Here is a 26,416-nt window from a genome sequence, read left to right on the forward strand (position 1 = left end):
TCGTTGACCTTCCAGGGCCGTGTGAACCCTAGGTTCATGCGGGGAAGGGTCCACACATGCCTAGAAGTTCACGTCGTCACGCGCGCCCGTTCACCCGTCGCGCCCGGCTCCTGCTGCCGGCGCTACTCGGTGCCGTCCTGGCGGTCGGGACGGTACCGGTCACCGCTGGCAGCGCTTCAGCGGTCGGCCCTGCCATTCTCTCGATCGAGATCACACCTGTCGATACGACGACAGGTGACGTCGTGACGACGGCGGGATTCAATCAGCAGAACAATCGTCTCGGCTACCGCATCGCATATTCCTGCTCGGTGGCGGAATGCACTGATGCGGTCGTGACTCTTCCAGCCGCAGCGCTGGATCCCACCTACGGAACCTTCCGCATCCACCGGTACGAGACGTGGACACCGCCGGCAGGTGGCGGCGCGACCATCGCGAACAGTATCACTGCGGGGGTCACCGTGCGCTTGGGTAACGTCGCAGCCGGCACATCCTCCACCTTCCTGGTGCAGTACGTGCGCGACATCGACACGAGCGCACCCGGCGTGACGGCACCTGCATACTTCCCCGACGGCTACGAGATTCAGAATTCCGCAACGATTGCGTCGCCCAATGCGGTCGCTTCAGCGACCGCCGACGCTCCATCGGTCACCTGGCAGATTAGTTTGCCGACGGCGCCAAGCATCATCAAGACGGGCCCAGCTTCGGTGCGCCCGGACGTCGACCTGACCTACCGGATCGCCATGTCGGACGGATGTTTCTCGAATCGAGGTTCGGGACGGTGGACCGCTGCCGGAAACCTGCAGTGCGCGAAGAACTACACAGTGGTGGACCGTCTTCCCGCGCGGGCACAATTCGTCAGTGCATCTGATGGCGGGACATACGACGCTGCTACGCAGACGGTGACTTGGAGCGGATCGGGTGCAACCGCTGCCGGCGGCTGGGGCGTATCGGCGTTCTCAGGTTGGAGCCAAGGGTTCGGCTACAACCCGCGCTCGGTCACGGTCCGATACCCAGCGAGCGCGTTCCCCGAGAGCGCTGGCGGGGCCGACTTCAGTGTTCCGGTCACGAACAACGCCGATGTCTCAGTGACCTACCTCGACGACGGTGCGACGACCAAGACGGCCACTACCTCGTTCACGCACGATGTAGTGCGCGTCGAGCCGTTCGGACGAGCCGACCAAAGCAAGATCTCAACCTCCGATGCGATCGTCGCTGGCGAGCGATACGTCAACGTACCCCCGAAGGTCGCCGGCCTCACCTGTCCGGTCTCCGGGCGTGACGAGTGGGGGCGGGTATGCTCGCCCGGGCAAACCCTGGCCCCTTTCAGCCAAAACAAGCAGTGGTTTGTGGAGTCCGTCAACCGGGGGAACGCCACCGGCGTCTCGACCATCGTGGACAAGGACCTCGGAGACTCTCCGGCGAGGGTTCGGCGTATCGACACCACCGCAACCAGCCCCGCCGCGAAGATCGCCTATACGGTCACCAACGGGACGACATCCACCTCGGACTCCGCCACGGGCTCATATACAGCCCCTGCCGGAAGCTGGATCACCTCAGCAACCGTGACCTCCGGCAGTCTCGCCGGCCCGAACATCGTGCAAACAGGCACAGCAGGCACGGTCTTTAGAGTCACCTACTCGTACGAAGTCCCGGTGGGAACACCGTTCGTCCAGTGGTCGAACACCGCCACCGCGACGATGACCTACCCAGACCACCCGCAGATCGAGCCGCTCGAGACGATGGCCTCGGGAACCGTGACATTCCGCGAGTGGCCGAAAGTCGTCGTTCCGGTGGCGACACCCGGTTTTTCGGCTGGTTTCGACGGGGCACCGATTGTCGAAGGGGGCGGACAGGTCGTCCCAGCCGGCAAGGTCACATTCAACGTGAGGGGTTCGACGACGAACATCCCAGCGAATCGCAGCGTCTCGCCGCAGTATGTGTTCATCGCCCCCGCTGGCTGGAAGGTACTACCGAACTCGGCGGCCTTCGCCGCGGGGGCGGTACCGCCTGGCGTCAGCTTCACCTACAAGAATGTGACTATTGGCGGTGTCACTCGTCAGGCCGTCATCGCTTCCTGGCCCACTGCAGCGACCTTCGGCATGAATGCGACGTGGCCGACGATGACCGTAGCCGCCAGCCCTACCTCGTCGGTTGTCGCCGGAACCAACAGCCAGGCGAGCGTCTGGGCAGGCGACGCTCGCAACACCTTCGAACCGAACACGACCACCTGGAGCGGCAAGATCGTCGACGCGACGGATGTCGACGGAGACGGCAATCAGACTGAGGCGTTTGCCTCTGCGAACACGAACCTCGTCGTCAGTGGCGTGGCGCGCCTGGATGTTGTCAAGGAGATCTGCTTTGTCACGCCGAAGGGCAGTTGCGATTGGATCTCGAACCCGGACGTCGTCGTCGGTGTCGATCCCGACGCGAGCGACATCCGCTATCGCGTCTCCTTCGTGAACTCCGGCAACACGGTGCTCACCAACCTCGTCGGCTACGACGTGCTCCCACACCTCGCAGACGGCCGTGGCAGCACCTTCGCAGAAACCTTGAACACGATCACCTCGAAGTCCGCGAACCTGACACTCACCTACTCCAGTTCAACCAACCCGTGCCGCGCGGAAGTCCTTCCGAGTAATCCCGGCTGCAAGACCGGGTGGGCCAGCACCGCCAGCGGAGCAAGTGCGATCCGTGCGCAGGTGACCGGCACGCTCGCCCCCGGAGGCTCCACCCGTTTCGAGTTCACGGCGAACGTCGTCCCGGGTGCTCCAGCGGGCGCCGTCGCATGCAACTCGGTCGCGATCGACAGCAGCAGCACACTGCCCGCCGAGCCGCGCCCGGTCTGCGCCACAACGCAGGAGGCAGACCTCAAGGTCTCTGTCCCCGACCGCCTACCGCTTCAAGCCGGCCGGCCGGGCACGGTTCCGTTCACGATCACGAACCTCGGCGGCTCCGCGGCAGCTCCGGCGACCGTAGACATCGCGATCCCCGCTGGCATCCGAATCACCAGCGTGACGCCCATGGGTTGGACCTGCGACGCGAGCGACGTGGCCAGCGACGGAGCAATCCTCGGCCCCGTCACCCTGACCTGCTCGCCGGTGACCGACAGCGGCGCACCCCGAACCCTGATGATCAACACACCCGACGCGTTGAACCTCCCCGCGGTCATCCCCGGCGGCGAGCTGGTCGGCGAAAAAACCTGCTTCGCCGCCACCGTCACCGGCATCATGTCGGACCCGGTCAATACGAACAACAATGACACCGCCTGTTTCGTCGTCGCCCAGGGCAAGAACCTCCTGAAGCTGACGAAAGATGATGGACGAACCAGCGTCGCGATGGGCGAAGAGTTCAGCTACACAATCGATGTCGCCAACCTGCTAACAGGTGAAACCCTCAGCGATGTCGCCGTCACAGACGAACTCCCCAGTACCCTGGCATTCGTTTCAGCGAACGCCGGTGGCACCGTCTCCAACCAGAGCGCCTCGGACAGCGATGGCCTCCGTCCCGGCGGCACCGTCACCTGGCCGGTGTCCACTCTTGCCGCAGCAGGTGTCATTCGCAACGGTGACATCGGGACCGGGGGCGCCGGTTCAACACAGGCACTGACCGTCACTGTTCGCGTCGTACAAGCGGCTGAGACGGACAACAAGATCTCCAACAGTGCACGAGCGACCGCAATCGATCCGACACTGCCGGGGGTGACCCTGTCCGCTTCAGACGACGACACGAACGAGCTCGTGCGCAGCTCCGCAATCTCACTGACAAAAACCACCGACGTCGAAACCGTTCAGGCAATCGACGACACGATCACCTACTCGTTCCTCGTCACCAACACCGGCGACGTCACGCTCAGCGATATCACCGTGGAGGAGACCCAGTTCACCGGGGCAGGCAACGCACCACAAGTCACCTGCATCGACGGCGCGGCCGCACTCGCACCCGGCGACAGTACGACCTGCACCGCCGCCTACCTCATCACGCAGGCCGATCTCGACGCAGGCTCAGTGCAGAACACCGCGACCGCATCCGGCACAGCACCGACGGGCGTGGAGACACCCACATCCAAGCCCTCCACGGCGACGGTGACCGTCGCGCAAACACCATCGATCGCCCTTGAGAAGACGGCGTTGCCAGCCACCGTCCGCGCAGCCGGCGACACCATCGAGTACACCTTCACCGTCACGAACACCGGCAATGTGTCGGTGAGTGACGTCGCGATCACCGAGACTGCATTCACCGGTACAGGTGACGACATCAAGGTGGTTTGCGACGCCACCAATGCGGCCCCGCAACAGTCAGTCGTCTGCACCGGCTCCTACAAAGTCACGCAAGCAGACGTCAACGCCGGACATATCGACAACACCGCCATCGCGACCGCAGTCGCCATCTCCGATGTGAACGTCGCCAGCGATCCGTCTTCAGTAGCGATGACCATCGTCGCTGAGCCCGGCATCTCACTGGTCAAGTCCGCAACACCGACGGACCTCGTGCTACACGACAAAGTGACCTACTCCTTCGTCATCACGAACACGGGCAACGTTTCGATACAGGACATCGCTGTGGCCGAGGGAGCGTTCACCGGAACCGGCGAGCTCTCGGCCATCGATTGCGGCGACGACAGGACACTCGACCCCGACAAGCAATTGATCTGTGAAGCCGACTACGTCATCACCCAGGACGACGTCGACGCTGGCGTCCTGTCAAACACAGCCACCGCCACCGCCACCGCGCCGACCGGCTCGATCAGCTCTGACGCATCGACCGTGGAACTATCCGTCGATCAGCTCCCACAGCTCTCGCTCTTGAAAACAGCCGACGTTGACGGGCTCACGGCTGTCGGAGAGGAGGTTGAGTACCGTTTCCGCGTCACCAACACCGGCAACGTCACACTGACGGAAATCGCAGTCCTCGAGCAGAACTTCTCGGGAACGAACCCACTCCCCTCCATCACCTGCGACGACAATCGTCTTCTGCCCGGCGAATATGTCGAATGCGTCGCACCGTACTCCGTCACCCAGGAGGACATCGACGCGGGCTCGCTAACGAACACGGCGACCGCGAACGCTAACTCGCCTGGCTCTGACCAACCGATCACAGCAGAGCCGTCCACCCTCGTGCTGCCCTTCACCGGAGCAACAGCAATCGGTCTGACGAAAACTGGAACTCCAATCGACGTCAACAGCGATAGCCGCATCACCGCGAACGACCGAATCCGTTGGTCGTTCTCCGTCACCAACGACGGGGCGGCGACGCTGACGGATCTCGCGATCTCCGACCCTATGGCCGGCACCATCACCTGCACAGCAACCGAACTGTCCCCAGGGAAACGCACAGACTGTGCCGCTACAGCGGAGTACGAGATCACAGCGGCCGACGCCACAACCGGCGAAGTGCGCAACGTTGCCACGGCGTCCGCTTCGGGCATTGGCACCGCGACTATCTCGTCGGGCGAAGCACATGCCGTAGTCCAGGTCGGCATGGTTCCACCTGCCAGCACCGGCAGCCTCTCCATTACCGGCAACGACCCACGCATCAATCTCCTCCTCGCTCTCTTCGCCCTCCTTGCCGGCACCTCAGCGATCATCGCCACACGACGCCAATCATCTGCTGGCGTCTCCCGATGAACTTGAGGAAGCCTCACCCGAATGGGGAGGCGCGACGATTCATCGCAGGCTCCCGTCACAACCAGTGCCTCTTGGTCGCCCTCGGGCCGAGTTCGCCCGAGCCGTGAGGGCTGCCCGCCTGCCGCAGAAGTGCACAACGCTGATCGAGGGGGCAGTCAGACGAGCGACATGCTTGGCGATGCCCGAATGTACCCTCCAGCGCCACCCACAAGGAGAACCATGCCTCGCACCGACTTCGACACCAAGAACACCAGTGACGACGAGTTCCACAAACTTCTCACCGCTATCGTCATCCCCCGACCCATTGCCTGGGTGTCCACGACCTCGAACGAGGGTATCGATAACCTCGCACCACACTCGTTTTTCACCGTCGCCAGCGTCAGCCCGCCGATCATCCAATTCACTTCCGTCGGCCGGAAAGACACCCTCACCCACATCGAAGCCACCCGCGAATTCGTAGTCTGCCTGACACCAGAGGTGCTACTCGAAAAGGTAAACGCGACCGGTACGAACTTCCCAGCAACAGAAAGCGAGTTCGACCGCGTCGACATTGAACGCGAACCCGCCGCGAAAGTCCTCCCGCCCCGTGTCAAGCGCTCCCCCGCAGCCCTGGAATGCACTCTGCACACGATTGTCCGAATCGGCGATTGCTTCCTCGTCATGGGACGGGTGGTCCACATCGCTCTAGACGACGACGCTCTCAGCGACGGTCGTCCCGACACCAATAAGCTCCAACCGCTCTCCCGCCTCGGGGACGACGACTGGGGCCTCACCCCTCCCGCGCGGAAGATCACCCGCATCCCCATCGAATCCTGGCCCCGGCGCCTTCAGGACTAATTGGTTCGACACGGAGCACAGGCGCTCAGCTCTCCGCCCAGTCCCGCGGGTGGCATCCGGAGCGGTGTAGGCCGCGCACTCAGCACGATCCCGAAGCCTTGTGAACACCATCAGGTTTTCGTCCCGGCTGCACCGTCGAAGGGAGCACGCATGCAGTTCTCGCAACGCACTTCGATGCTGCTCACGCCTTCAGTTCAGCCCCAACCTCCCGACGAGGTCGTCGAGATCGAGAAAACGTCGGCCCGGAGCCTCCACAGAAGCACAGTCGCCTGAGCAGCTGCCTGCCCATTGAAGTCCTGGCCCTAGATCAACGTCCTCAGCTCAGCCCTCGAACCAGAATCGCAGTACCCGTTGCGGGCGTCACCACTGTAATCACAGTCATGCCAGCCGCCGAGCACGGCGCACTCAGTGACACGATCGAAAGACTCCGCGCATCTCCGCCAATCGCGGCGGACCGGACCATCCGTCGTATTGAACCGGGTGCACTAGCCCCCTTTGATCCAGCTGCGCGATGTTGGGCAGACCTTGAACCAGCTGCTCCCGTTACTCTGGCGCGCCGTCTGAATCACTGACACAGCAGCCGAATCCTTGAGCAGGCGGTGAGCCTCATTCATGGCGGAGCGGTCCTAACGAGGCTGCCGGCTGCGCACGGTCGTCACACACGTGATTGCTGCGCCGCCGAGCGAAGCCAGACCCCATGATCAAGATGCAGGCATGCGTAATCATGAGACAAGTGGCAACCGAGGCGCCGAACTGCCACGGTTTCAGCAGATCGAACCGTGTTATTAGCGATACCAGCCCTGCGGTGACACCGATCCCACAATCAACGAGCATCGTGCCCAGAACGAGTCCGACGAATACCCAGGCGTCATGCCTCAACATCTCGTGTCTCCTAGGAATCGTCGGGTGCGCATGGGCACTGAGCTCTCGCGCGGCCTGGGACCACACGATCATGTGACAGGGGCGTAGTCGTCGGCCCGGAGCGAAGAAAGCGATTGGAGTGCGTACTCGACGACATCGCTGAGCGTCAGTCCTGAGGCTTGTAGGTCCTGCAGCTGCCGCAGCGCACCCGGTTCACTGATCGATACGGTTATTGGGCGGGGACCCTGAGCTGCTTCTTGTAGTGCAAGTCTGCGGCTTGCTCGCCTGGACAGAGAGCTAGCGATCCAATCGCGGCTCGCTTGCACGTCGATGTGCCATCTGCCGTCCTGGAAGGTGCCGACGAGGTCCCCTGTCGTCACGTGATATCGCACGACCGCTTGGCTGAGGTAGAGCCGCTTCGCGACGTCCGCGGGATGTGTTGGATCTGGGAAGTCGTCGAGGAAGTCTTGGACCACTGCCTCCTGGAGGGCACGCTGGCACTTCTGGATATCAATGGGTGTTGCTGTTCCTGGTTCGATACTCATGCGCGTTCCTCATCTGCGGTAGAAAGGTAGGCGACGACGTCAGCGGTCCGATAGAACGGTCCTGAATGCTCGTCCCCTGGATAGATGACCAACGACGTGGCAGCTAGCTGCTGTTCGCTCATCTCCATCAGCGCCTGCGCTGACGCGACGGTCAACCGTCCACCGACCTGCCTGCGGGTGATGACCGACTCGACCTGCACTCCGATGATCTTGGCGAGCTCGTGTGGCACGAAGCCAGCCTCGAGGACCGCGCCAATGATGCACCGGGTGTCGCGGAACGCGCCGCGCCGGTGAGTGCCCGACGCCGTGCGCTCGGCGCGACACGCGTTCTCGATCAAACGCACGAGCGCGGGCGTCAACGATCGGCGCTCCAACATGGTGCTGATCGGCGTGCCGGTCCTATTCATGGTCGCTCCTGTATCCGGTGTTACTCGTCGTCACGGCCCGGGCGGCCCTAGCTGGCCGGGCGGCCTGCGGCGACCCATTCGGTGAACGTGTGCGAGCGGGCGAGCTTGCACCAGCACGGCAGCCTCACGATGTCACCGAGTCGTTTCGCCGAGTAGAACTCGAAGTGACTCGATGGAGGACCGTCCTCGGTGGGTGTCTGCATGATGGGTCCCGCTCTCAACTCGTGGCTACCGGCACATACCGGCTCACCTGGGAGGTGAACCGACACCGGCCTCGTGATGCGGATGGCTGAGCACTTCACCCGTGTGTCACCCGGAGGATAAGGACGGGGCACCCGTTGTGGTGCGGGTGCCCCATCCGAGACGCCACCCGAATGGCGTCTCCTTCCGATCATCGAGGGGATGATCGGGTGCGGGGTGGACTGGGGGCGCAGCCCACCCCGGGCTTGTTCCGCTAGCTCGCGTTCCGTCGGACGCGGCGGAGGATCAGGACGATGCCTCCTGCGGCCAGCAGCAGCAACGCCAGACCGGCGCCGATCGCAGCGGTGGTTCCCGTGTGGGCGAGTCCTGCCGGGTCGACGACCGTGACCGAGGCGTCATCCTTGGCGGTGAGGGTCTCACCGAGCAGGTCCGTTCCGGTCGCGACAGCGACGTTCGTCAGGCCCGTCTGGGTCTTCTCCAACGGCAGGACCACCGTGTGGCTCTCACCCGGCAGCAGGGCACCGACCTTGATCGTCTGCTGCAACTGAGCATCCGTGACGGTCACGTCCGTGAGGGGCGCGTTGCCCGCGTTCGTGACCACGATGCGCCAGTAGGACGCCGCACCGAGCTTCACCTCGGTGGTCTCGGACCACGGACCGGTCTGGTTCGCGGACACCTGCTTCTGCACCTCCAGGCCGGATACGACGCCGAAGTACCAGGAGTCGTCCGCTGCACGCAGCTCCGTCTCCCCACCGGCAGGGTCGGCCGCGGTCGCAGTGACCGTGTTGTGGTACTGCCCCTCGATCGCCGTGCCGGTTGCGGTCAGCACCACGGACGCACCGGGCGCCAGGACGTCGATCACGTCGTTGAACACCTCTTCACCGTCGGCATCGAGGTCCACGACCGTGACGTCCTTCAGCGGAAGGGTGCCGGTGTTGGTGACCGTGTAAGCCCACTCCACGGCGCTACCCGGCTTCAGCGGAAGCCCTGGAGCACTTGTGACGTCCTCACCGTTGGTGGTCTTCGTGATCGTGAGACCCGAATCCCCCGCCAGGTACCAGGACTCGTCCGTGACCGGCGCCGGCTGCTGCGGCAACTGCACACCGGCGCTGTCGACAGCACGCCCCGTCGCGGTCGCGACGTTGTGATACTGGCCGGCGACCGCTGTCCCCGTCGCCGTGAACGTCCGCGTCTGGCCAGGCTGCAGCGGTCCGCTCTCGGTCGAGGTCGGGACGATCGTGCCGGAGCCCGCCTCGTCCGTGAACGCATCACTGATCGACACGTCCGCAAGCGGTGCATCACCGGTGTTCGTGACCTGGTACGTCCACGTCACCGCGGAACCGGTCGCAACCAGCGCACCGGGTGCCTCGGTGTAGCGGACACCGTTGGTCTGCTTCACCAGCTCGAGCGACGGCTTCGCAGCCGCACGCACCACAGCATCGTTCGACGAGAAGTTCCGAGACGAACCCTGGTACGAACCCGTCGCAGTGATGTTGTTCACCGCCTCCTGGTTGTACGACAGGCCCTCCGGAATCGTCGTCGGAGCGACCAGCGACACGTTCTGCGCGTTCGCCAGCGACGGGATCATCACCCGGAACGCCCGAGCACCAGCAGCAACCGTCGTCCACGTACCCGACGTCGCCGAGGTCGCGTTCGTCGAGTACTCGACGGACGCACCGGCCGGCAGACCAGTGACCGGGCCACTGAGCGTGACCGCGAACTCGGAACCACGCGAGTCACCGACGAACGGCAGACGATCGAACACCACGATGTCCGTCACCGTCTGCGGCAACACGTTCGACACGTACACCTGCCAGTCAGCCGCACCCGGCGACGCGGCGACCGCATCGAGGTTCCACAGCTGTGACGCATCAGCCCTCACCTGCTTCCCCAGCAACAACCCACCAGCGGTCGTCACGACCGGCGTCACCGACGACCGGGCGATCCGGTCCAGCGTCGCACTGAAGTTGTACGTGTCGGCCGAGTAGTACGGGCCGTAGAAGTCCATCCGCGTCGACGCGTGGGCGGGGTCGTTCGTGTACGCCCAGGTCGTCGCGATCGTCGTCGTGTTCGTCGCGCTGAACGCCTGCGGCAACACATTCGTCGGAATGTTGTACCGGAACCCCTGATCCTCCCAGCGCTCCTTCACGTCGCCGTTCTTTCGGAGCGACGGCAGGTCGTCGAAGGTGAACACGACCACCTGGTGCTCACCAGCCGTATCCGTGACCGTCTTCGTCGTCACCGTCACACCGTTCCCGACCGTCGGAACCGTCAGCCCCGAGGTCCGGGTCGTGGGCGTCGTCGGACTGGCTCCGATGCTGGCGTCATAGACCACGCCGACCGGCAGGACGACCTCCATCACCGAGTTCTTGTAGTCACGCCCCGCAGGATCCAGGTTCGAGATGTTCGCGGTGAACACCGCCGACGAACCGACGTTCAGCGTCGATGGTGAAGTGATCATTGTGACGATGTTCACGCGATCCTGCACCCCGATCAGCGCATCATCATCTGCGGAGTAGACGGTACCTGCGACCGTGGCGCCGGTTGCAGTTGCGGTGTTCGTCAGTGCGCCATCAGCGGCTGATCCGTCGCTGAAGGCTGCATAGGAGGCGATGTAGCTCGGCGCAACACGGACTTCAGAGCCGGACGGGATACTCGTCGCCGCTTCAGGAGACACGTGGATTCGCCACCCGGTCAGGTGCTCACCGACCGGCACATCGATGCCGGCGACGTATCCGCCCTCTGGGAAGTTCGTTGATCCTTCGGTCTGCACGACGAGCCGCACGTCTTCGGCGGTCGTCTTCCCGGCCGTGTCGTAACTCTTCCAAGCGGCCGACGCGCTGGTGGTGTACTCCAGCGTGTACGGCAACGCCGCGCTCTTGAGGGTGGGATTGAACTGAGCGAGGAACCGGTACACGTCGGCGTGGTCGAAGAACTCAGCGTTCTCCGGCGACTGCGCAGCGGAGTCCTCAATGATCAGATCACCGAGTTGGTCCGAATCGAGCTGGTTCAAGTACGAAGCCTTGACGAGATACTGCGACTGCCACGCACCGCTGGCTGTCTGCGCAGCGTTGTTCCCGCGATCATCGGCATCCTTCGTCAGGAAGATACCCTTCGTGCGACCGTCCACCAGCTCAGGCCCTTGCGTCTGCGCAGAGCTGGGACCGAAAGAACCTCCGGAGTGATCCGTGACGGTGAGATCGACGTTGTTCACCGGCGGACGCGTCCCACCAGGGAAGTTCTCCTGCGGATATTCGACCTGGATCCAGATTCGATTCCCGATGGAATCGAGCGACAGCGTCGAAGGCCCGTAGGTTCCGTCACGCTTCCACACGGCGGTCGTCGAACCGTCGCCGTTTGCAGCGGTTGTCCACTCTCCGAACCCCGTCGATTTCCCGACGATCTGTGCGCCGGCGGGAATGGTGTCGGTCAACGTCTGAGACCACGACGTGAACGTCGTCGTCGTGGAACCGGTGCCGTTGACCGTCTGCACGTCGAAGGAGTACGTCACCAACCGGTTCCCAGAACCCTCCAGGGTGGTGTTCCTCTTGAGGGGCCGGTAGTTGTTGTCACCAGTCACCGCCGTGCTTTGCTTGTCCCCGGGAGTAGCGCCCGACGGCGTCGCGGAACCCGTGATCGAGGTGTTGTAGACCGTCGACGCATCCTTGACGCTGTTGTTGACCTGCTTCACCGAATAGGTGAACGAGGTCAGCTGCTCGGCAAGATCCTTCATCACGAAGGTGACCGTCCGCGTCGCCTCGTCATACGTCACCGACGCCACCGGCGAATCAGCCCCGGTCGGAACCGAATCGAACGTCAGCCCCTCAGCCAGCACCGACGTCAACACCAGACCGGTCGTCGGCTCCCCCGCTGTCGCCTCGGTGGACACCGTCGCGGTATAGGTGAACTGGTCGTAGATCGGCACACTGTCAGGCGCGGTCAGTTCGACCGTGTATTCCCCGGAAGCAGCGAACGCAGCGCCCGCGCCGGTGAGCACGAGGAACGCTGCCATCAGGGATGCCGTCAGCGCTGTCGCGACCGATCTCAGCGCCCTGCGAACCGTGCGTGAACCCGGCGGCAACACCGGTTGTGGACGTGTGAAGAGCATGCTGTTGTGAACCTTCCAATGGATGTACAAGAGAACCGAGGCACCACTCGAGGAGGGTGCCTGTCCTCTGAAGAGACGACAGGGCACGGGTAGGATGACGCACTCAGAGGCAGACGTAGACCGTCTTCACCCGAAAGATCACCTCAGTCATCCTCGGGGGGGGCGAACCGCTCGTCGGCAGCAGAGCTCGACGATCCCGCTGCGACGACACTCCCGGGCAGGACAATGTTCGATCAGCCGGTTCCGGCTATCGGAATGCGCAATGCGATCCACCTCGGCCATCACGATCTTCGGGCTTGATCGCGTCCGAGCCAGAGAGCCTCGTCCCGGTTGTGAGCGCCAAGCTTTCGATAGAGGGTTTGAACGTGAGTCTTGGCGGTGTTGATTGACACGTGCATGGACGCGGCTACCTCTTTCAGGGTCCCGAACTCACGCAATGCTTGGAGGATTTCCCGCTCTCGTTGTGTCAGTTTGATCCGCGTTCGATACTCCCAAGGTGACGGCACCTGCTCCAGCGGTACATCGAGTGTCGGAAAGATCTGGGTTCGTAGCGCCTCCGACGCCCCCATCAGCGCCACCCGTGCACCGCTGTGAGCGACTGCGCTGACAGCGGCCTTGAATGCCCCCTCGTCCCCCTCCCCAGCTATCGCGAGTTCCGCTGAGGCGTAGAGGACGGCACCGCCCGCCCGAAAGCGGGCGGGCGTGATCGTTGCATGCGAGGCTTCGTCGCGCTGGAAGATCGATATTGCCTGATCCGGTCGCCCTAATAGCAGTGACTGCCGAGCCGTGGCCAGCAGGAGATGAGGGCAACTGCTTGGCAGCTCGGGGGAACGCAGCGTCCGCTCGGCAGCCCTCAGGTCGCTAGCAGCCTGGTAGAGGCCGGTAAGGTCCGCGCGAAGCATCGACCCAGGCAACGTCGACGGCGCATACCGCTGCTGATCTGTGACAAGACGACGGTTGATGCGGTGGATGAGCTCCCATGGTTCACTTCGCGCCAGCGCAAGACCTGCCTCGGCGTGCAATACAGCCCACCCAAGGCCGCTCTCCCGGATTGAAGCGTCGGTCTCTCGGAGAAGCACGTCCGCCGCCTGTAGATCCAAACCCCCGACGGCAACCAATAACCGCGCAACCGAACCAGCAGCCATGAAATGTTTGCTGACACCATGCGCGTGCTGCTCGTTCGACCTGGAGAGGAGCTCGGCAGCTTGCAGGAAGTCCTCGTTGAGGGCGTGGACCAGCGCAAGATGCTCCCGTCCAAAACGACCGAGCGGATGTTCAACCAAACTCATCGACCATCGAACAGACTCAGCGAAACACCCCTGCGCCCCATCAAGGTCTGAGGCAAGAAGTTTGACCTTTCCGCACACAAGCAATGCTGCTGGCATCAGATCCTCAAGACCGTCGCTCGCCTGGGGCGCCGAACGAAGCGTCGTCAGAATCACGTCTACTTCCTGCAGCGCATCCTGATACCACCCGCGCCCCAGCAACTCAAGGACACGTACCAGCCTCAGGACGAGGAGATCGGATGCCGGTGTCTCAGCTTGGCCGTCGACCCATTTCGCGAACGCCGCCACCAGCTCGGGCCGGAGGATCAGCTTCGATGCACCGGCCGCATCAAACATCGCACGCGAAATGAAATGGCGAGGATACCGCTCATACCAAGACCCAGGCAACACTGAAAACACTGAGCCAAGAAGCCCAAAGTCCTCAACCAGCAGCCTGAAAAAAGAGCCAGAGAGGATCCGGTCAATCTCATCAAAATCGTGGTCGTGCAGAGCGTCCTGCAACCGTCGTCCTGCTCTCACAAAACACCCATTTCTGCTCGGTGCCACGGGACTCACAGAAAACTACACTCACCCAAGAGCAGAACTCTGCGTCCGCAAAAACCATCCCCTTTCCCACCCTCAAACCTCTTGCAGGGAGACAAACTCACCCTCATTGAAGGGGCAAAAGCGCCGCTCATGAACCATCCGCGGCGCCCAAGCTTCCCCGGCAACGCCGCCGCGAGACCATCATCGATAGTTTCGTCCGACTAGGGACGCCACACCCGCGCCCGACGATGTGTTCCATCGCGTAGTCCGAACTCGAGCCACACTGCGCGATCCGCTCACCGACCCCGCACCGGCTCCAGGTTTTCGGCACGCGTTCTGACACAGGTCGCGGTCAACAGTGCGGTCCCGAACCGGACGCTCCATCACTAAATGGAGAACACTCCGTGCTCGCGGGTTGAACACACGGGTATTTACACGAGTAAAGCAGCCTGGTCTGTCTGGCGATTCGGAGATCAGGACGAGGGAGCGGCTCCCGGCCCCGCTAGGCAGGAGCTCGAGGGGTTCGTTGTTTGCATACCTCGGGAGTTATCCGTAAACAAACAGCGCGCGCATGTTTCAGGGGCTGGCATCCTTCTGCTTCTTCTTTCGACAGGCCTTTGGGGGAACTATGAACACGGCAGGAAAGACGCAGCTAATTTCATCGACGGCGACTCGTTCAGGAGCTGATGATCGGGCACGGACTCGGGGTCCATGGGCGCGGCGTCATCAGCGCACTGCCTTGCCTTGGGTTCTCTGCAGCAGTGGCAGTCACTGCCATCTCGTTGTTCTCAGCGCAACCTGCTTTGGCGGGCAGAAGCATCTGAGGCGGCCGCGACCGCAGGGATTCCGGCAACGTCACCGTCGGGGCTGCCTGTCGACAAGAGCGCGGTGGCGGGGTGGCGAATCGAGGGAGTCGCCACCTTCGTGAGCTACGAACTGCAAGACACTGACGCCAGTTACCGCTCATTTACCGGCGCTGACATCGATGCATCAGGAACAACTGTCTCAACCATCGATGTGGTCGGGTCCGGTGACGCACCACAAGCATGGTCGGACGGTTCGCGAGTTGACATGTCTGCGCAGACCAACGCAGCAAACTCGAGCCAGAGCAACACCGACAGTGCGGGAAGAGCATCTCCCACAACCACGCAGGACTTCTGCTGGTACCTCATTAAGTATGCTGAAGGCTTGATCGCGCTCGGCACTCGGGTCGTTGAGGTGGCGGCATCGCTGCGCTGTTCTCCGGCCCCGTGGGTGCCGCCATTGCCGCCGGGGAAGGCGTAAAAGCGCGCTCGAAGGGATGTACAAGTGGTTGATCTCGCTCTGGTGCGTGTACTAGTCAAGGACCAATCTACAAGGAGCCCAAAACATGCATAGTCTCATCCCGCGATGGCTGCGGCTACTGCTCTGGATCGTCGGAGCAGTCAACGCACACCTCGCCATTGTCAACCTGATCAGTGGAAACGGCACGACTGCGGTCTTGTTCGGGATTGCCGGGGATGTCTGCCTGGTACTAGCCGTGGCCCTTCCCCGGAACAAGGCTGGCTCGACTTCAAGCGCTGCGGCCGGGACCGGGAGCGAAGCCTGACAACCGAGGGTAAGACGGTCCAGCGCTATGGCACCCTGGTAGTCAACAACACAGTGTTCGAACAGATCTACAACTCCGCAGGAGCTGCATGACCTTCTCCCGAATGGTGACGACGACCTCAGGAATTGACGTTGTCGTCACGATCGCGCGCGAGGACGGCGCAGTGACCGCATACGCCGACGCGATCCCATCGCCCCTCACCCGGCAGCACGACGAGATCTACAGCCGAGCAACCCAGGACTACCTCGCGGCCGCAGCAACCCACGGCCCCAGCCGAGCCTTGGAGCCTCCGTTGAGCGGCGCCGAGAAGTACCTTGCTGAGATCCGAATCGCCCTCTCCGAACCGCCCGCCGATGGCGCGGAGCCAGGCATCAGGTACTTAGGTGGCGACGGAACGGAATGGCGATCGGTATGGAAGTGGTCAATGCAGCCGACGCCGACACGGTTCGAGATCCGCACACCGCTCGGCGTTAGCCCTATCGATCTGTCGACTCCAAACTAGCGGCCGGCGCGTCCTCCGAGCTCACTGCGGACGGCCACGATCACTCGTTCGCACGCGTGGCGCCCGAGGCGCCGGTGCCGGTGGATGACACCGCGCTCCTCGTTTGCGCCTGGTCGGCCAGTCGGCTCCGTCCTACGGTGGATATGCGACGAACCCGCAATTCAGCCGACCGGCGGATGCCCCCGACAAGACCTGCTTCATACGCTGGACCCATGAGCACACACGTCAATCACACGCCCCGCACCACTCGCCGCTTCCGCATCGACCCCGTCACGATGAGCGCCATGACAGGCGCCGGAATCGGCCTCGGCCTCGCCGCAGCATTCGCCGCCGCAGCGCTGCTCCACGTGCCCTTCGGTCTGGCACTCGCGATCACACTACCCGCCGCGATGCTGTTCGCAATCGGATCCGCGATGACCATCACCCACCGACGCCACCACACCACTCCCCCAAGCGCCTGAACACGGCTCCACCCAGTAGCCCAACGTCGATGTCCACCTCCGGACTCAAGCGCTCTGGGCGAAGTTCGCCTCGTGCTCTGGTCCCGCCGACAGCGGAAGTGAGACAGAACCGTCGGCGAGCGGATCGGCGGCCGTGATCGCTGGCTTTCCCCGCTGCGCCGTCAGGCGCGCGCGCCCGGTTACCCGCCACTCGGCGGGTGGTTGAAGCCTGGAAGTCCTCAATACGCTCGGAGTTTGACCGAGAGGGATTCATGAAGCTGAGGCACCGCACTTCCGTTCTGTCTATTCGCGTGCTCGTCGTCGCCGCTTTGGCCGTTCCGACAGCAGGAGCTGTGGCGGCCGAGGAGCCGCCGACCTCGGATGCCACGATCACATTCACGGTGTTGGGCGAGGTGGACGCGGAGATAGGCGACGAGGTCTCGTTGGCAGATCTGCAGGATGCTGGCGTGACGGTGGATGAGCTGGATGCGGCAGGTGTCGTGGTTGAACCTGACGGGACGCTCTCGGCCGATCCTGCGGCACCGGAACCTCAGCTGGAAGGTTCCGCGGCGCCGGCTGTCTTCGCGGCGAGACTCGCTTCCGTGCCGACGAACCGTGTCGCGCCGCGCACAGGAACGTACGGTGTGATCGCGACGTGGCGAGCAAAGGACGGCAAATCCGTCACCCTCCGTCGGGCCGCCCACGACAAGATCGTCAACAAGCACAACCTGACCACCGCGGTCGTGAAGCGCGTCACAACCTCCTACTCCTCGCGTCTCGGTGCCGGCTCCGCGACCGCATTCAACTACTTCCTGGAAGCCAAGCAGTTCACCTGCAACATGCTGACTTGCTGGGTGTCCGCTTCCGTGTGGGTGCAGTCGACGGTGGACTACCGTGCGATCACCGGTGGCACCTTCGGCGTCGTCACGACGTACTGTCAGGGCGTGACCTTATGCCCCAACTGGGTCAAGAACGCCCTCAACGTCTAGGACGGCGCCATGCATCCCATACACGCGCAAAACGCGTTCCTCGTCGAACTCGCCCGCGTCGAGAAGTCGCAGCTCGACGAAAGAATCCTCTGCACACGAATTGATTTCACGAACGCTCCCGTCGTCCTGACCACCAGCGGCGGGCGCGTCGCCGTTCCACTGGAAGCAGACTCCGAAGCACTAGCACGGTTGCTCGAGCCGGCTCTCGGGCCGCTTGACGACCCGTCAGAAGCGGCGATGAGCGTGTACCCGAGCAGCGGAACACTGAGCAGCCGGTGGGCGGAACTGCACTACGACCTCGGCCGCACCGAATTTCTCGTCCTCCTCAATGCCGCCGCCGGCACAAGCTACCAGAGCCTGCAACTCGGCGATCGAACCGCGATTCTGACCTTGGGACAGCCCTCCGGGAACCTCACGGTCGAGATCGACATCGACGACTACCCGGTTCACGCTGCCTCCGAAATCGGTGAAGCCATCGACCGCGAAGGCCAAATCTAAGTATCTACCCTTCGGCCGGCGCGGATGAGCTTCTCTCGCAGGGTCGGTAGGGTGTCGAATTCCGTCTGGGATGAACCCAGCGGCTGAAGTTGAAGTGTCGGGGGACGCACTACATGGATTTACCGAGCACTGAGCAAGACACTGGGCGATCACGGATCATGAGTCTGGCCGCGACTTGGGGGCTGTTCGTCGCGTTCGCCGGATCCGCGTGGACGAATCTCCTCACCATCTGGGGATACGGCGTTGTCGCACTCGGCTCCGTCGTTCTGCTCGCCCTGCTGTCGCACCGTTCAGGCCTCACCTTCTCTCCGCGACGTCTGCCGTGGGGGCTGGCGTGTTATCTCGGCCTCGCTGTGGTGTCGATCATCTGGTCGGCCTACCGGCTCGGTACCGTGGTGACACTGCTGGGCCTGTTGATGTGCACGGCGGTCGGAGTCTTCGTCGCACGGCACCTGAGCTGGGCCGACGTGCTGACGGCAATCCAACGGGCGGCAGGCGGTGTCCTGGGGCTGTCGTTGCTGTTTGAGGTGTTCGTTTCCCTCGTGATCCGCCATCCCGTGCTGCCGTTCTTCACTGACTACGGTGACAAGGAACCGCCGCTGCTCGCGTACTGGTCAAGAGACGTTCTCCTCGAGGGAGGCCGGATCCAGGGGCTACCTGGGAATGCGAACTTGCTGGCATTCGTGGCGGCAGTCGCCCTGATCGTCAGTGCCGCACGCCTTGCGACGGCCGCTCATCGGGCGGAGGCACTCGGAAGCGTCCTGCTAGCGCTCCTCTCGCTTTGGCTCACTCGCTCGTCCACCGTCCTCGTCGCGTTGCTCGGGGTGGGAGTAATCCTCGCCGCGATCACCGTCTTCCTCGCGTTACGCCCTGGGCGGCCAAAACAGTTCGGGGCTGCCGCGATCCTGCTCATCACAGCGAGCGGGGTCGGCGCGGCGATCATCCACTGGCGAGTGATCCTCAGCGGGTTCGGGAAGAGTGCCGACCTCACTGGACGCACTGAAATCTGGGCAAAAGTCATCGAACGAATTGCAGAACGCCCGGTCCTTGGATGGGGGTTCTCCAGCCCCTGGGCCAGCTGGGAGCCTCAGTTCTCGGAGTTCGTCATCCGCAACGGCGTCCGCCAGCTCCAAGCGCACAACGCCTGGCTCGACGTGACCATGCAGCTCGGGCTGGTCGGTGCAGTCGTCTTCCTGGCCCTCATCACCCAGACCACTCACGGGACCCTGTCGCTTCTCCCCCACCAAGTGACAAGGTCAACGTTCCGCACCTTCTTCGCGGCCGCCGCACCATTCTCACTGCTCCTGCTCCTGGTGCTGCAGAGCCTGACCGAGAGCCGCCCGCTCATCGAGTCGGGATGGGTGCTCCTGGTGATCCTCGCAATCAAGCCACGTGTGCCCGAAAGTCCGCCGGCGCGTGGACGTGCCGACGCGGAGGCGGCACGCCCACACACACTCAGCAGGCTGCGTAGCCGTTGGGCACGTACCAGTTGGTGACGTTGTTGATGATGGCGGCGCCAGGCTGAATCGTTCGACATGCCGTCGTGGAGCCACTCTGCAAGCCGGCGATCTTGAACTTGCCGTTGATGGGGTAGCTGCACTTGTTGCGCAGCGTCTGCGTGTAGGTGGGGTTCAATCCCCCACTCACGCGCGCATCGCTGTACGCGCAGCAGGACGCCGGGGCGGCGGACAACGGTGCGGCGTTTGCCGGCCCCGCGATACCGGCCATACCGACCACGACAGCCCCCAGAACGGCGAGACGAGCGAAACCAATCTTGATCTTCATGTGTCTTTCCCTTGTTCGATGGCGATTAGTGCCGCGAACAAGGTAAATAGGGCGACATTTTCAATCCAGACACCGCAGCAAGGGAGAAAGTGAGTGACGATGAGAATGGGCGACCAAGAACTGTCGCAGCGAGCACTGTACCTCGAGGCAGCCAGACGCCTTGAGGATGAAATACTCCGTTCGAACTACTGCGATAACGAACGCCTGCCCTCTGTTCTCGATATTGCGTCGAGATTGCAGATCAATCAGGCCACGGCGGCACGCGCGCTTCAGAATCGCTGCGATACCCACATCGCGTTCCGCCGGCGCGGGCTCTGTCACTTCGTCGTTCCAGGAACCTCAGACCGCCTACATGAGACCAGATCGCGCCTGTTCGCTCGAGACCTTCTCCATCCGCTGCTCGCCGAAGCTCGTCTGCTCGGCCTCATCTGCGCACTCAGCCAAGGAGGGCTGGGTAAATCCGTTCCAGACGCATGTGTCGCTGGGCGCCACCGCCCGGCATGCGTTGCCCTCAGAAACCTCGAGCAAGCCGCCACGTCCGTTTTCGACCCTTGCACCAGAAGACAGCCACACGACGACCCGCGTTCTTAGAAACCGAAAACATCGGCATCTCAACGCTCTGCTTTGAAGCAGCTCGCGCCAGCAGTCGTTCGTCCCACTAAGCAACAGGCTTATTTCTGATGGGGTCGACCCTGCGACGTCGACGGGCCGGCTGACCGAGTAGCGTCGCGAGCCCCGCGATTGTGGTGTCTACGACGAACCGGAAGTAGCGTTCGCGTAGCTGTTCGGCGCCGGACCCGCCCTCGGCAAAGAGCGTCAGAAGGGATGCGGTGAGCACATTGACACCGGGCCGGGCCATTGTCATAAACTCGGTACGTGCGTACGTCGCTCGCCACACCGGCTCGCTGCCGGTGTCAGAGCCCGGGCGCGGGCGCGGGCGAACCATGATCGAGAAATTCGAAGATGTAGGCGACGATGCGTCACACGTGATCGTTCTCCTTACTCCTGATGACGTCGGGCAGACCGCAGGAGCGCAAGCGGCGGGAAAAGATCCCAGAACACGGTCGACCAATGTTGAGGAGCTGCTGCGCCCACTCATAGAATCAGGTTGTTCGTATCCTAATATGACAGCCAGGCCGCCGCCGACGGATAGCTACTCAGGCGATGAGATTCCGAGCCGCACCAGGCATGCCGCGGTGGGGTCCGACGCGTCGCCGGGTATCACCAGAGACAGCCATGTGGGCGGGCGCTAACTCTGCGCCCAGATGGTCGGGCAGATCTCCACTCCCAGCCCCGACACTCGCGGCACTTCGTGCGGCCAGGGTGGGCGCGATTCGCGCATAGTCATGAGTACTCACCCTTCCCCGCGACCGGGCTCGAACTACGTGCCCAGGTCGCAGCTCGGGCTCCACCGAGTCGGAAGCACCGACTGCAGGGATGCCACCGGACGCAGGCATCACAGCACATAGTGTCTCTGCTGCCGCCACCACCCGATGGGCCTCCACGGACAGAGCTCCCGACAAGCCATAGAGTGCGCCGATAGGAATAGCACGTTTGCCGTTGAGGTAGCGGAGCACCGTGGTGCGCACCATCCCGGCACGCCGCGCGACTTCATCGATCGTGAGTCCTCGTGCCGCACGTTGGCGACGGAGTTCAGCGGCTACCGCGTCATTGAAGTCGAGAGCGGCGTCCATCCGGCCACCATAGCAAACAAAGATTCATGCACACAAATCTGATATTTGACAAGTCGACCGGATGATTCCTATGGTGACCAAATGGACACCATCCCCCTCTCCCAGCAGATCGCTCAACGCGTCCAACACGCGTTGCTCAACCATGGCCAGACGGATACTCAACTTGCGAACGCAGTCGGGATGCCGCCAGAACAGCTCCAACTGAAGCTCGCCGGTCAGCTCGACTTCACCGTGGCCGAACTCGACCGGATCGGCGCCGCCCTTGGGCTAAGAGGCTCTGAACTCCTGCCATCCTCTGCAGCAGCGGCCAACGGCCCCACCAGTGTCTGAGCCCGCAGAGAAGGGGCCGATGGGTCCTCGAGAGTACTCGATCACCGAGGCAGAGTTCATCCGGCCAGAGTTCGACTTCGAAAGCGAGTTTGCCCAGTTCCGGAACTGGTGGGCGCGTGATCCACGCATCGTCGGGAACGCGTTCTCCCTGATGCTCTACCTCGTCACCCATCGACGCACCTACCGGATCACGCAGTCCCGGGCCCAGCGAGACCTCGGTCTCGGAAAAGACGCCTTCAGAGCAGCTCGCCGCAAGCTCGAGGCCGCCGGATTCCTCCGCGTCGAGGAGCACCGGCATCCAGCGGGGACTGTCGACGCCGCCGGACAATCAATCGCCGGCCACCGCCGCGTACTACTGATCCTCCTGGATCCCCCGCAGCCGGAATCAACAGCCGAGGTTGGCGCTGCCGACACCTTGGCGGGTTTCCCTCCCCCGCTCTTCGACGCCTGGGACGAATCCGGCAGGTCGCCTCTGAGCGGCACAGAATCGGAGGCAGTCTGCGCTGCCGACCATGTCGGGTCTTCCTCCCAGGCCGAACCATCGACGGTTCTCCCGCCACTTAAAGAACATCAATCCCCAGAACATCAATCTTCTTCGACGTCTCCCGGCTTGGAGCTTGCTGCGCAGGCGCTGCACCCTCGACTCAGCCTCGCCGCCGTCGAGCGGTGGCTGACGAAGCACGCGCCATCGGTGGACGTGACCGCGGTCGACGTCCTGGCAGCGAGCGTCGATGCGATCCATGGTTCGTCTCGCCCGGTCGGCGACCCGATCGCATACGTCGGCCGATCCATCGCCAGAGATCCGCATCGCTGGCCCATGAACACCGGTGACTCAGACGACGGAGATCTCGCCCAGCCAGGCCCCAGGCGCATCGTCACTCGACCGCCGACGGTAGCTGAATGCAGCGCGGACGGACATCGCTTCATCGGAACCTTCCGAGAGGTGTGCGGCACCTGCGGCGAAGAGCGTCCGGGCTGGAGAAAGGACCGCGATCGTGAATCAGCATGACCTCGCACAGGCGGTGCCCGCTTCGGCAGCTGCGATCGATGCATCGCTGCTCACAGCATCGTCCGACGCGATCGATCGCATCGGGTTGGATGTCTTCCTCACCGCAGTCGAGTCCACACGTGGCTATGTGACGCGAGTGCTCAATCAGCACGCTCTCCACGGCGAGATCGATGCTGCGATGCAGGAGATCCGCGTCGTCGCATGGCGACGAGCGGAGAGCTTCGACCTGACCCGTGGATCCTTCGGTCACTACGCCCAAGGCATCGCTGCAAAGGTCGTGCTTGCGACGCGGCGCGAAGCTGCAATCCAGTGCGAACGGTTCACCGCGGAGTTCGATGCGGACCGGCCGGCAGCGGGCGGCGACCCGTTGGACCTTCTGGTGCACCGATTCGAGCAGCGCCGGCGGATTGCGTGGGTGCGGGAGACGGTGTCAGAACGGGACTGGACGATCGCCATCGAACTGATGCTCACCGACGAGGCCCGCGCCGACGTCGCGGAACGCATCGGCGTCTCACCCCGCACGATCCGCACCGCGCGGGAGAACATCGCTGCCGCTGCCTGGACCGCCAACACTGCGCTCCGCCTCGCCGACCGTGGGTACCCGAACACTCGGCAGTCCGCGATCGAGTGCATCCCCGAGACCGACGGCCTGCGAGCGATCGCTCTCTTCCAGCCGGCCATGATGCGCGACGCTGCCGCTGTCGCTCGGATCACTGGCCTGAGCAAGCACCGGGTTCACAGCCGGATTGCTCACGTCCGGAAGCTGCTGACACTCGCCGCGCGCATCCTGGATGGAGAGTCCATCTGATGGCGGCGCCGATGCTCGCGGTCAAGGTCGCTCTGGCGATCGGGCCGAAGAAGCTCTTGGGCGGGGCGCTTGCGCTGCTGCTGGGCGGGCTCGTCGCGGCTGCAGCGCTACCCGCGATCGCCATCACGCTATTCGTCCCGACAGGCAGTGCGCTGCGGCAAGCGCACTGCGCGGCGCCTGGGTCGGTGCCGGCGGAACAGCCGACCGGCCCGCTCGTGGTCGCCGAACAGGTCCTCGTATCGGCGATCGTTGACGCGGCGACGGCGATCACTCCGGAGCCGAAGGCCAAGCTGGCAGCGCTCACCGCGGCGTACGCAGCGTCGAACATGACTGCCTCGACGACCGACACGATCACCGATGACACACCACTCGGGGTGTACCGGCGCACTGTCCGCGGTGGGTGGGGAACAGCCGAGCAGCTGCAAGATACCGCCCTCGCCACCGGACTCATCCTGACCGGGGCCGGCGAGAACCGACCAGGGATCATGAGCGACCCAGCCTGGATCGACGAACCCGCTGGGTGGTGGCTGTCGATCATCGGCATTCACGCGGAAGCACCGACCATTGCTGCTGCAGAAGCGTCAGCCCGGAATGCGCTCGCCGTCGTCGAACCAGACCTCCCGGACGAACACTTGACCGTTGGTGCAGCCTGCGGCTACCTGCCGATCGACGGCGACAACCGCGAACTTGCTCTCCGACTGGTCAGTGCGATGCACGAAGGACGCTTGGTCGGGAGCGACTACCTCCAGCAGCTCCGCAACGTCGCGAACGGAACCGCGCTCGCCGACTGCGGGATCGACTCCCGCATCATGCAGATCCTGCTCGTCGCACTGAACACGTTCGAGCAGGTAGCGGTGTCCGACCTCAACCGACGCTGCACCGGCTCGCTCGAGGGAGCCGGCGAGAACTCCTCGCACTACCGCGACGGAGGCGGCATGGCCGTCGATATCTACGCACTCAACGGCAGCTCCGTGACCGGCGGTGATGGCCTGTCACTGAAGTTGTTGGCCCTCCTGGACTCCGTCGTACCGCCCGGATCACGAACCGGGCAGTCCAACTGTCGAAACAGCCCCGGATTCACTCACTTCGACGAGTTCGAGGACACGTGCAATCACGTGCACATCGACGTCGCCTATGCGAATCCGGGGCTGTAGTCCACAGAACGCGGACGGGTAGGCGACTTACTACTTGGCAGCCTCACGGAACTTCTCGAGAAGTGCAGCGGGGATGCGTCCCCGATCGGAGACGTCGTGCCCATTGGCGCGCAGCCAGCTGCGCGCAGCCGCAAGCTCTTCCTTGTTGCTCCGGCTCGAGCCAGCGGAGCTGGCCGTCTTCGATCGCGATACGGTGCGAGAGGCCTTCACATAAGGCTCGAGCGCAGCGCGCAGGCTCTTCTCGTTCTTCTCGGACAGGTCGATCTCATAGGTCGATCCTTCCAGGCCGAACGTGATGGTCTTTCCCTCGCCCTGCTTCAGCTCGGATCCGTCGAGGTCGTCGACGAGGGTGGTGATGACTTTCTGTGCCATGGGGAATCTCCTTCTTCATGTGAACGCATTCGGACCGCAACCGACGATTGTCGTATGCATATGGCCCGGCGGGGGAAGCTACGTTCAGAGCATTGACGAGGATATCGAAGAACCGAGCACTCCGTTTGGAACGGCATATCGATAGCCGCGCCAACAGAAGAGAAGCGGCGCACCCGCTGTTACGGGAGCTCCTTGCAGGCCCAGCGGTCGCACACGTTCACACCGTCTTCCGGAGCGATGGGGATACCGAACATTGGGTGGTTGTCACGGGTAGCGCGAACCGGAGCCGTCGCCTTGGCGGACCAGACAATGAACCGCTGCCGATCGATGCGCGGACCCAAACGCAGACCGAAGCGGCGTCGAGGAGCGACCGCGTTACGACCGGACATCCCCACCCTGCATGAGGCATGCTGTAGACGTGACTAGCGCGAAGCCAACGACACCTTCAAATACACTGTTGGGTGTCAGCGTGGGGCTAACTACCGGCGCCTATGTCTTGTTTCTGCTCATGTACTCGGCTGTCTGGCTTCCAGGGCTCATCCGTGGCTACCCAGGTGAAGCGGCGTACTGGTACCCCATTGTGTACCTACTTCTGCCTGTGCTCTTTGCGATGCTGATCGCGGCCATCGTCGTTGCGGTGGTCAGCATTGCCACCGCCAGGAGCAGCCGGCTGACGACGGTGTGCCTAGCACTCTCTGTGGGGCTGGTGTTGGTCTCTCTACCCCTGCTGTGGTTCGGGCTGCCGATTAGCCTCTTAGATTCAGTGACTGGGTGATGCCGCCCACTGACCAGCGCGCCCAGTCACGACCGAACGAGTACTGCGTTTTGGTGGATACGGTGCAGCCACGCACCG

The 26,416-nt window shown here is 63.3% G+C and carries 21 protein-coding genes; 13 read left to right on the forward strand and 8 right to left on the reverse strand.

Annotated elements, in window-relative coordinates; genetic code table 11:
* The first annotated feature begins 56 nt into the window (after positions 1-56).
* Both IFU30_RS13470 and IFU30_RS13475 read left to right on the forward strand, forming a co-directional pair.
* The gene (locus IFU30_RS13470; RefSeq protein ID WP_137243587.1) at positions 57-5,624 is read left to right on the forward strand and encodes a DUF7507 domain-containing protein; all 5,568 of its coding nucleotides are present in this window, start codon (positions 57-59) and stop codon (positions 5,622-5,624) included.
* Between the two features lie 219 nt (positions 5,625-5,843).
* On the forward strand, positions 5,844-6,461 hold the full coding sequence (locus IFU30_RS13475; RefSeq protein WP_137243588.1) for a flavin reductase family protein: 618 nt from the start codon (positions 5,844-5,846) through the stop codon (positions 6,459-6,461).
* A gap of 950 nt (positions 6,462-7,411) precedes the next feature.
* Here IFU30_RS13475 and IFU30_RS13480 read toward each other — a convergent pair.
* The 5 genes from IFU30_RS13480 to IFU30_RS13500 form a co-directional block, all read right to left on the reverse strand.
* Complete coding sequence (locus IFU30_RS13480; protein WP_137243589.1) at positions 7,412-7,867, reverse strand: hypothetical protein; 456 nt, start codon at positions 7,865-7,867, stop codon at positions 7,412-7,414.
* On the reverse strand, positions 7,864-8,274 hold the full coding sequence (locus IFU30_RS13485) for a hypothetical protein (RefSeq protein WP_192005573.1): 411 nt from the start codon (positions 8,272-8,274) through the stop codon (positions 7,864-7,866). Before IFU30_RS13485 ends, IFU30_RS13480 begins: the two co-directional genes overlap by 4 nt.
* A gap of 47 nt (positions 8,275-8,321) precedes the next feature.
* Positions 8,322-8,477 carry a hypothetical protein gene (locus tag IFU30_RS13490; protein ID WP_161578629.1) on the reverse strand — a complete coding sequence of 52 codons (156 nt, stop codon included), beginning with the start codon at positions 8,475-8,477 and terminating at the stop codon, positions 8,322-8,324.
* 251 nt (positions 8,478-8,728) lie between these two features.
* Positions 8,729-12,487: a DUF7507 domain-containing protein gene (locus tag IFU30_RS13495; protein ID WP_137243591.1), complete on the reverse strand. Its 3,759-nt coding sequence runs from the start codon at positions 12,485-12,487 to the stop codon at positions 8,729-8,731.
* Between the two features lie 377 nt (positions 12,488-12,864).
* Complete coding sequence (locus tag IFU30_RS13500; protein WP_137243592.1) at positions 12,865-14,370, reverse strand: LuxR C-terminal-related transcriptional regulator; 1,506 nt, start codon at positions 14,368-14,370, stop codon at positions 12,865-12,867.
* Between the two features lie 1,393 nt (positions 14,371-15,763).
* Here IFU30_RS13500 and IFU30_RS13505 point away from each other — a divergent pair.
* The 6 genes from IFU30_RS13505 (at position 15,764) to IFU30_RS13530 (ending at position 19,907) form a co-directional block, all read left to right on the forward strand.
* Positions 15,764-15,982, forward strand: a complete 219-nt coding sequence (locus tag IFU30_RS13505; protein ID WP_137243593.1) for a hypothetical protein — start codon at positions 15,764-15,766, stop codon at positions 15,980-15,982.
* Positions 15,983-16,070: 88 nt separating this feature from the next.
* Positions 16,071-16,484, forward strand: a complete 414-nt coding sequence (locus IFU30_RS13510) for a hypothetical protein (protein ID WP_137243594.1) — start codon at positions 16,071-16,073, stop codon at positions 16,482-16,484.
* A 212-nt stretch (positions 16,485-16,696) separates the two neighbouring features.
* Positions 16,697-16,945, forward strand: coding sequence for a hypothetical protein (locus tag IFU30_RS13515; RefSeq protein WP_137243595.1), 249 nt, complete (start codon positions 16,697-16,699; stop codon positions 16,943-16,945).
* Between the two features lie 251 nt (positions 16,946-17,196).
* The gene (locus IFU30_RS13520) at positions 17,197-17,913 is read left to right on the forward strand and encodes a hypothetical protein (protein WP_137243596.1); all 717 of its coding nucleotides are present in this window, start codon (positions 17,197-17,199) and stop codon (positions 17,911-17,913) included.
* 9 nt (positions 17,914-17,922) lie between these two features.
* A complete protein-coding gene (locus IFU30_RS13525) occupies positions 17,923-18,411 on the forward strand; it encodes a hypothetical protein (protein WP_137243597.1) in 489 nt (162 codons plus the stop codon).
* A 158-nt stretch (positions 18,412-18,569) separates the two neighbouring features.
* Positions 18,570-19,907 (forward strand): O-antigen ligase family protein, encoded by a 1,338-nt coding sequence (locus IFU30_RS13530; protein ID WP_161578630.1) that lies wholly within the window; start codon positions 18,570-18,572, stop codon positions 19,905-19,907.
* Here the strand turns inward: IFU30_RS13530 and IFU30_RS13535 are convergent.
* Together IFU30_RS13535 and IFU30_RS21050 are read right to left on the reverse strand one after the other, a co-directional pair.
* Positions 19,867-20,196: a hypothetical protein gene (locus IFU30_RS13535; RefSeq protein ID WP_137243599.1), complete on the reverse strand. Its 330-nt coding sequence runs from the start codon at positions 20,194-20,196 to the stop codon at positions 19,867-19,869. The genes IFU30_RS13530 and IFU30_RS13535 overlap by 41 nt on opposite strands.
* 1,157 nt (positions 20,197-21,353) lie before the next feature.
* Entirely contained in the window at positions 21,354-21,890 is a 537-nt protein-coding gene (locus tag IFU30_RS21050; RefSeq protein WP_137243601.1) for a helix-turn-helix domain-containing protein, read from the reverse strand.
* Between the two features lie 81 nt (positions 21,891-21,971).
* Between IFU30_RS21050 and IFU30_RS13550 the strand changes: the two genes are divergently transcribed.
* The 4 genes from IFU30_RS13550 (at position 21,972) to IFU30_RS13565 (ending at position 25,191) form a co-directional block, all read left to right on the forward strand.
* Complete coding sequence (locus IFU30_RS13550; RefSeq protein WP_137243602.1) at positions 21,972-22,220, forward strand: hypothetical protein; 249 nt, start codon at positions 21,972-21,974, stop codon at positions 22,218-22,220.
* Positions 22,221-22,239: 19 nt separating this feature from the next.
* Positions 22,240-23,229, forward strand: coding sequence for a hypothetical protein (locus IFU30_RS13555; protein WP_137243603.1), 990 nt, complete (start codon positions 22,240-22,242; stop codon positions 23,227-23,229).
* Between the two features lie 178 nt (positions 23,230-23,407).
* The gene (locus IFU30_RS13560) at positions 23,408-24,037 is read left to right on the forward strand and encodes a hypothetical protein (RefSeq protein WP_192005575.1); all 630 of its coding nucleotides are present in this window, start codon (positions 23,408-23,410) and stop codon (positions 24,035-24,037) included.
* Positions 24,037-25,191, forward strand: a complete 1,155-nt coding sequence (locus IFU30_RS13565; RefSeq protein ID WP_137243605.1) for a hypothetical protein — start codon at positions 24,037-24,039, stop codon at positions 25,189-25,191. Before IFU30_RS13560 ends, IFU30_RS13565 begins: the two co-directional genes overlap by 1 nt.
* Positions 25,192-25,221: 30 nt before the next feature.
* On the opposite strand, the gene IFU30_RS13570 is transcribed toward IFU30_RS13565, so the two are convergent.
* Complete coding sequence (locus IFU30_RS13570; RefSeq protein ID WP_137243606.1) at positions 25,222-25,563, reverse strand: histone-like nucleoid-structuring protein Lsr2; 342 nt, start codon at positions 25,561-25,563, stop codon at positions 25,222-25,224.
* 418 nt (positions 25,564-25,981) lie between these two features.
* Between IFU30_RS13570 and IFU30_RS13575 the strand changes: the two genes are divergently transcribed.
* Positions 25,982-26,338, forward strand: coding sequence for a hypothetical protein (locus IFU30_RS13575; RefSeq protein ID WP_137243607.1), 357 nt, complete (start codon positions 25,982-25,984; stop codon positions 26,336-26,338).
* The last annotated feature ends 78 nt before the right edge of the window (positions 26,339-26,416 follow it).

Origin of the sequence: Plantibacter sp. CFBP 8798 (genome assembly GCF_014841195.1) — a bacterium.
Classification (GTDB): Bacteria; Actinomycetota; Actinomycetes; order Actinomycetales; family Microbacteriaceae; genus Plantibacter; species Plantibacter auratus.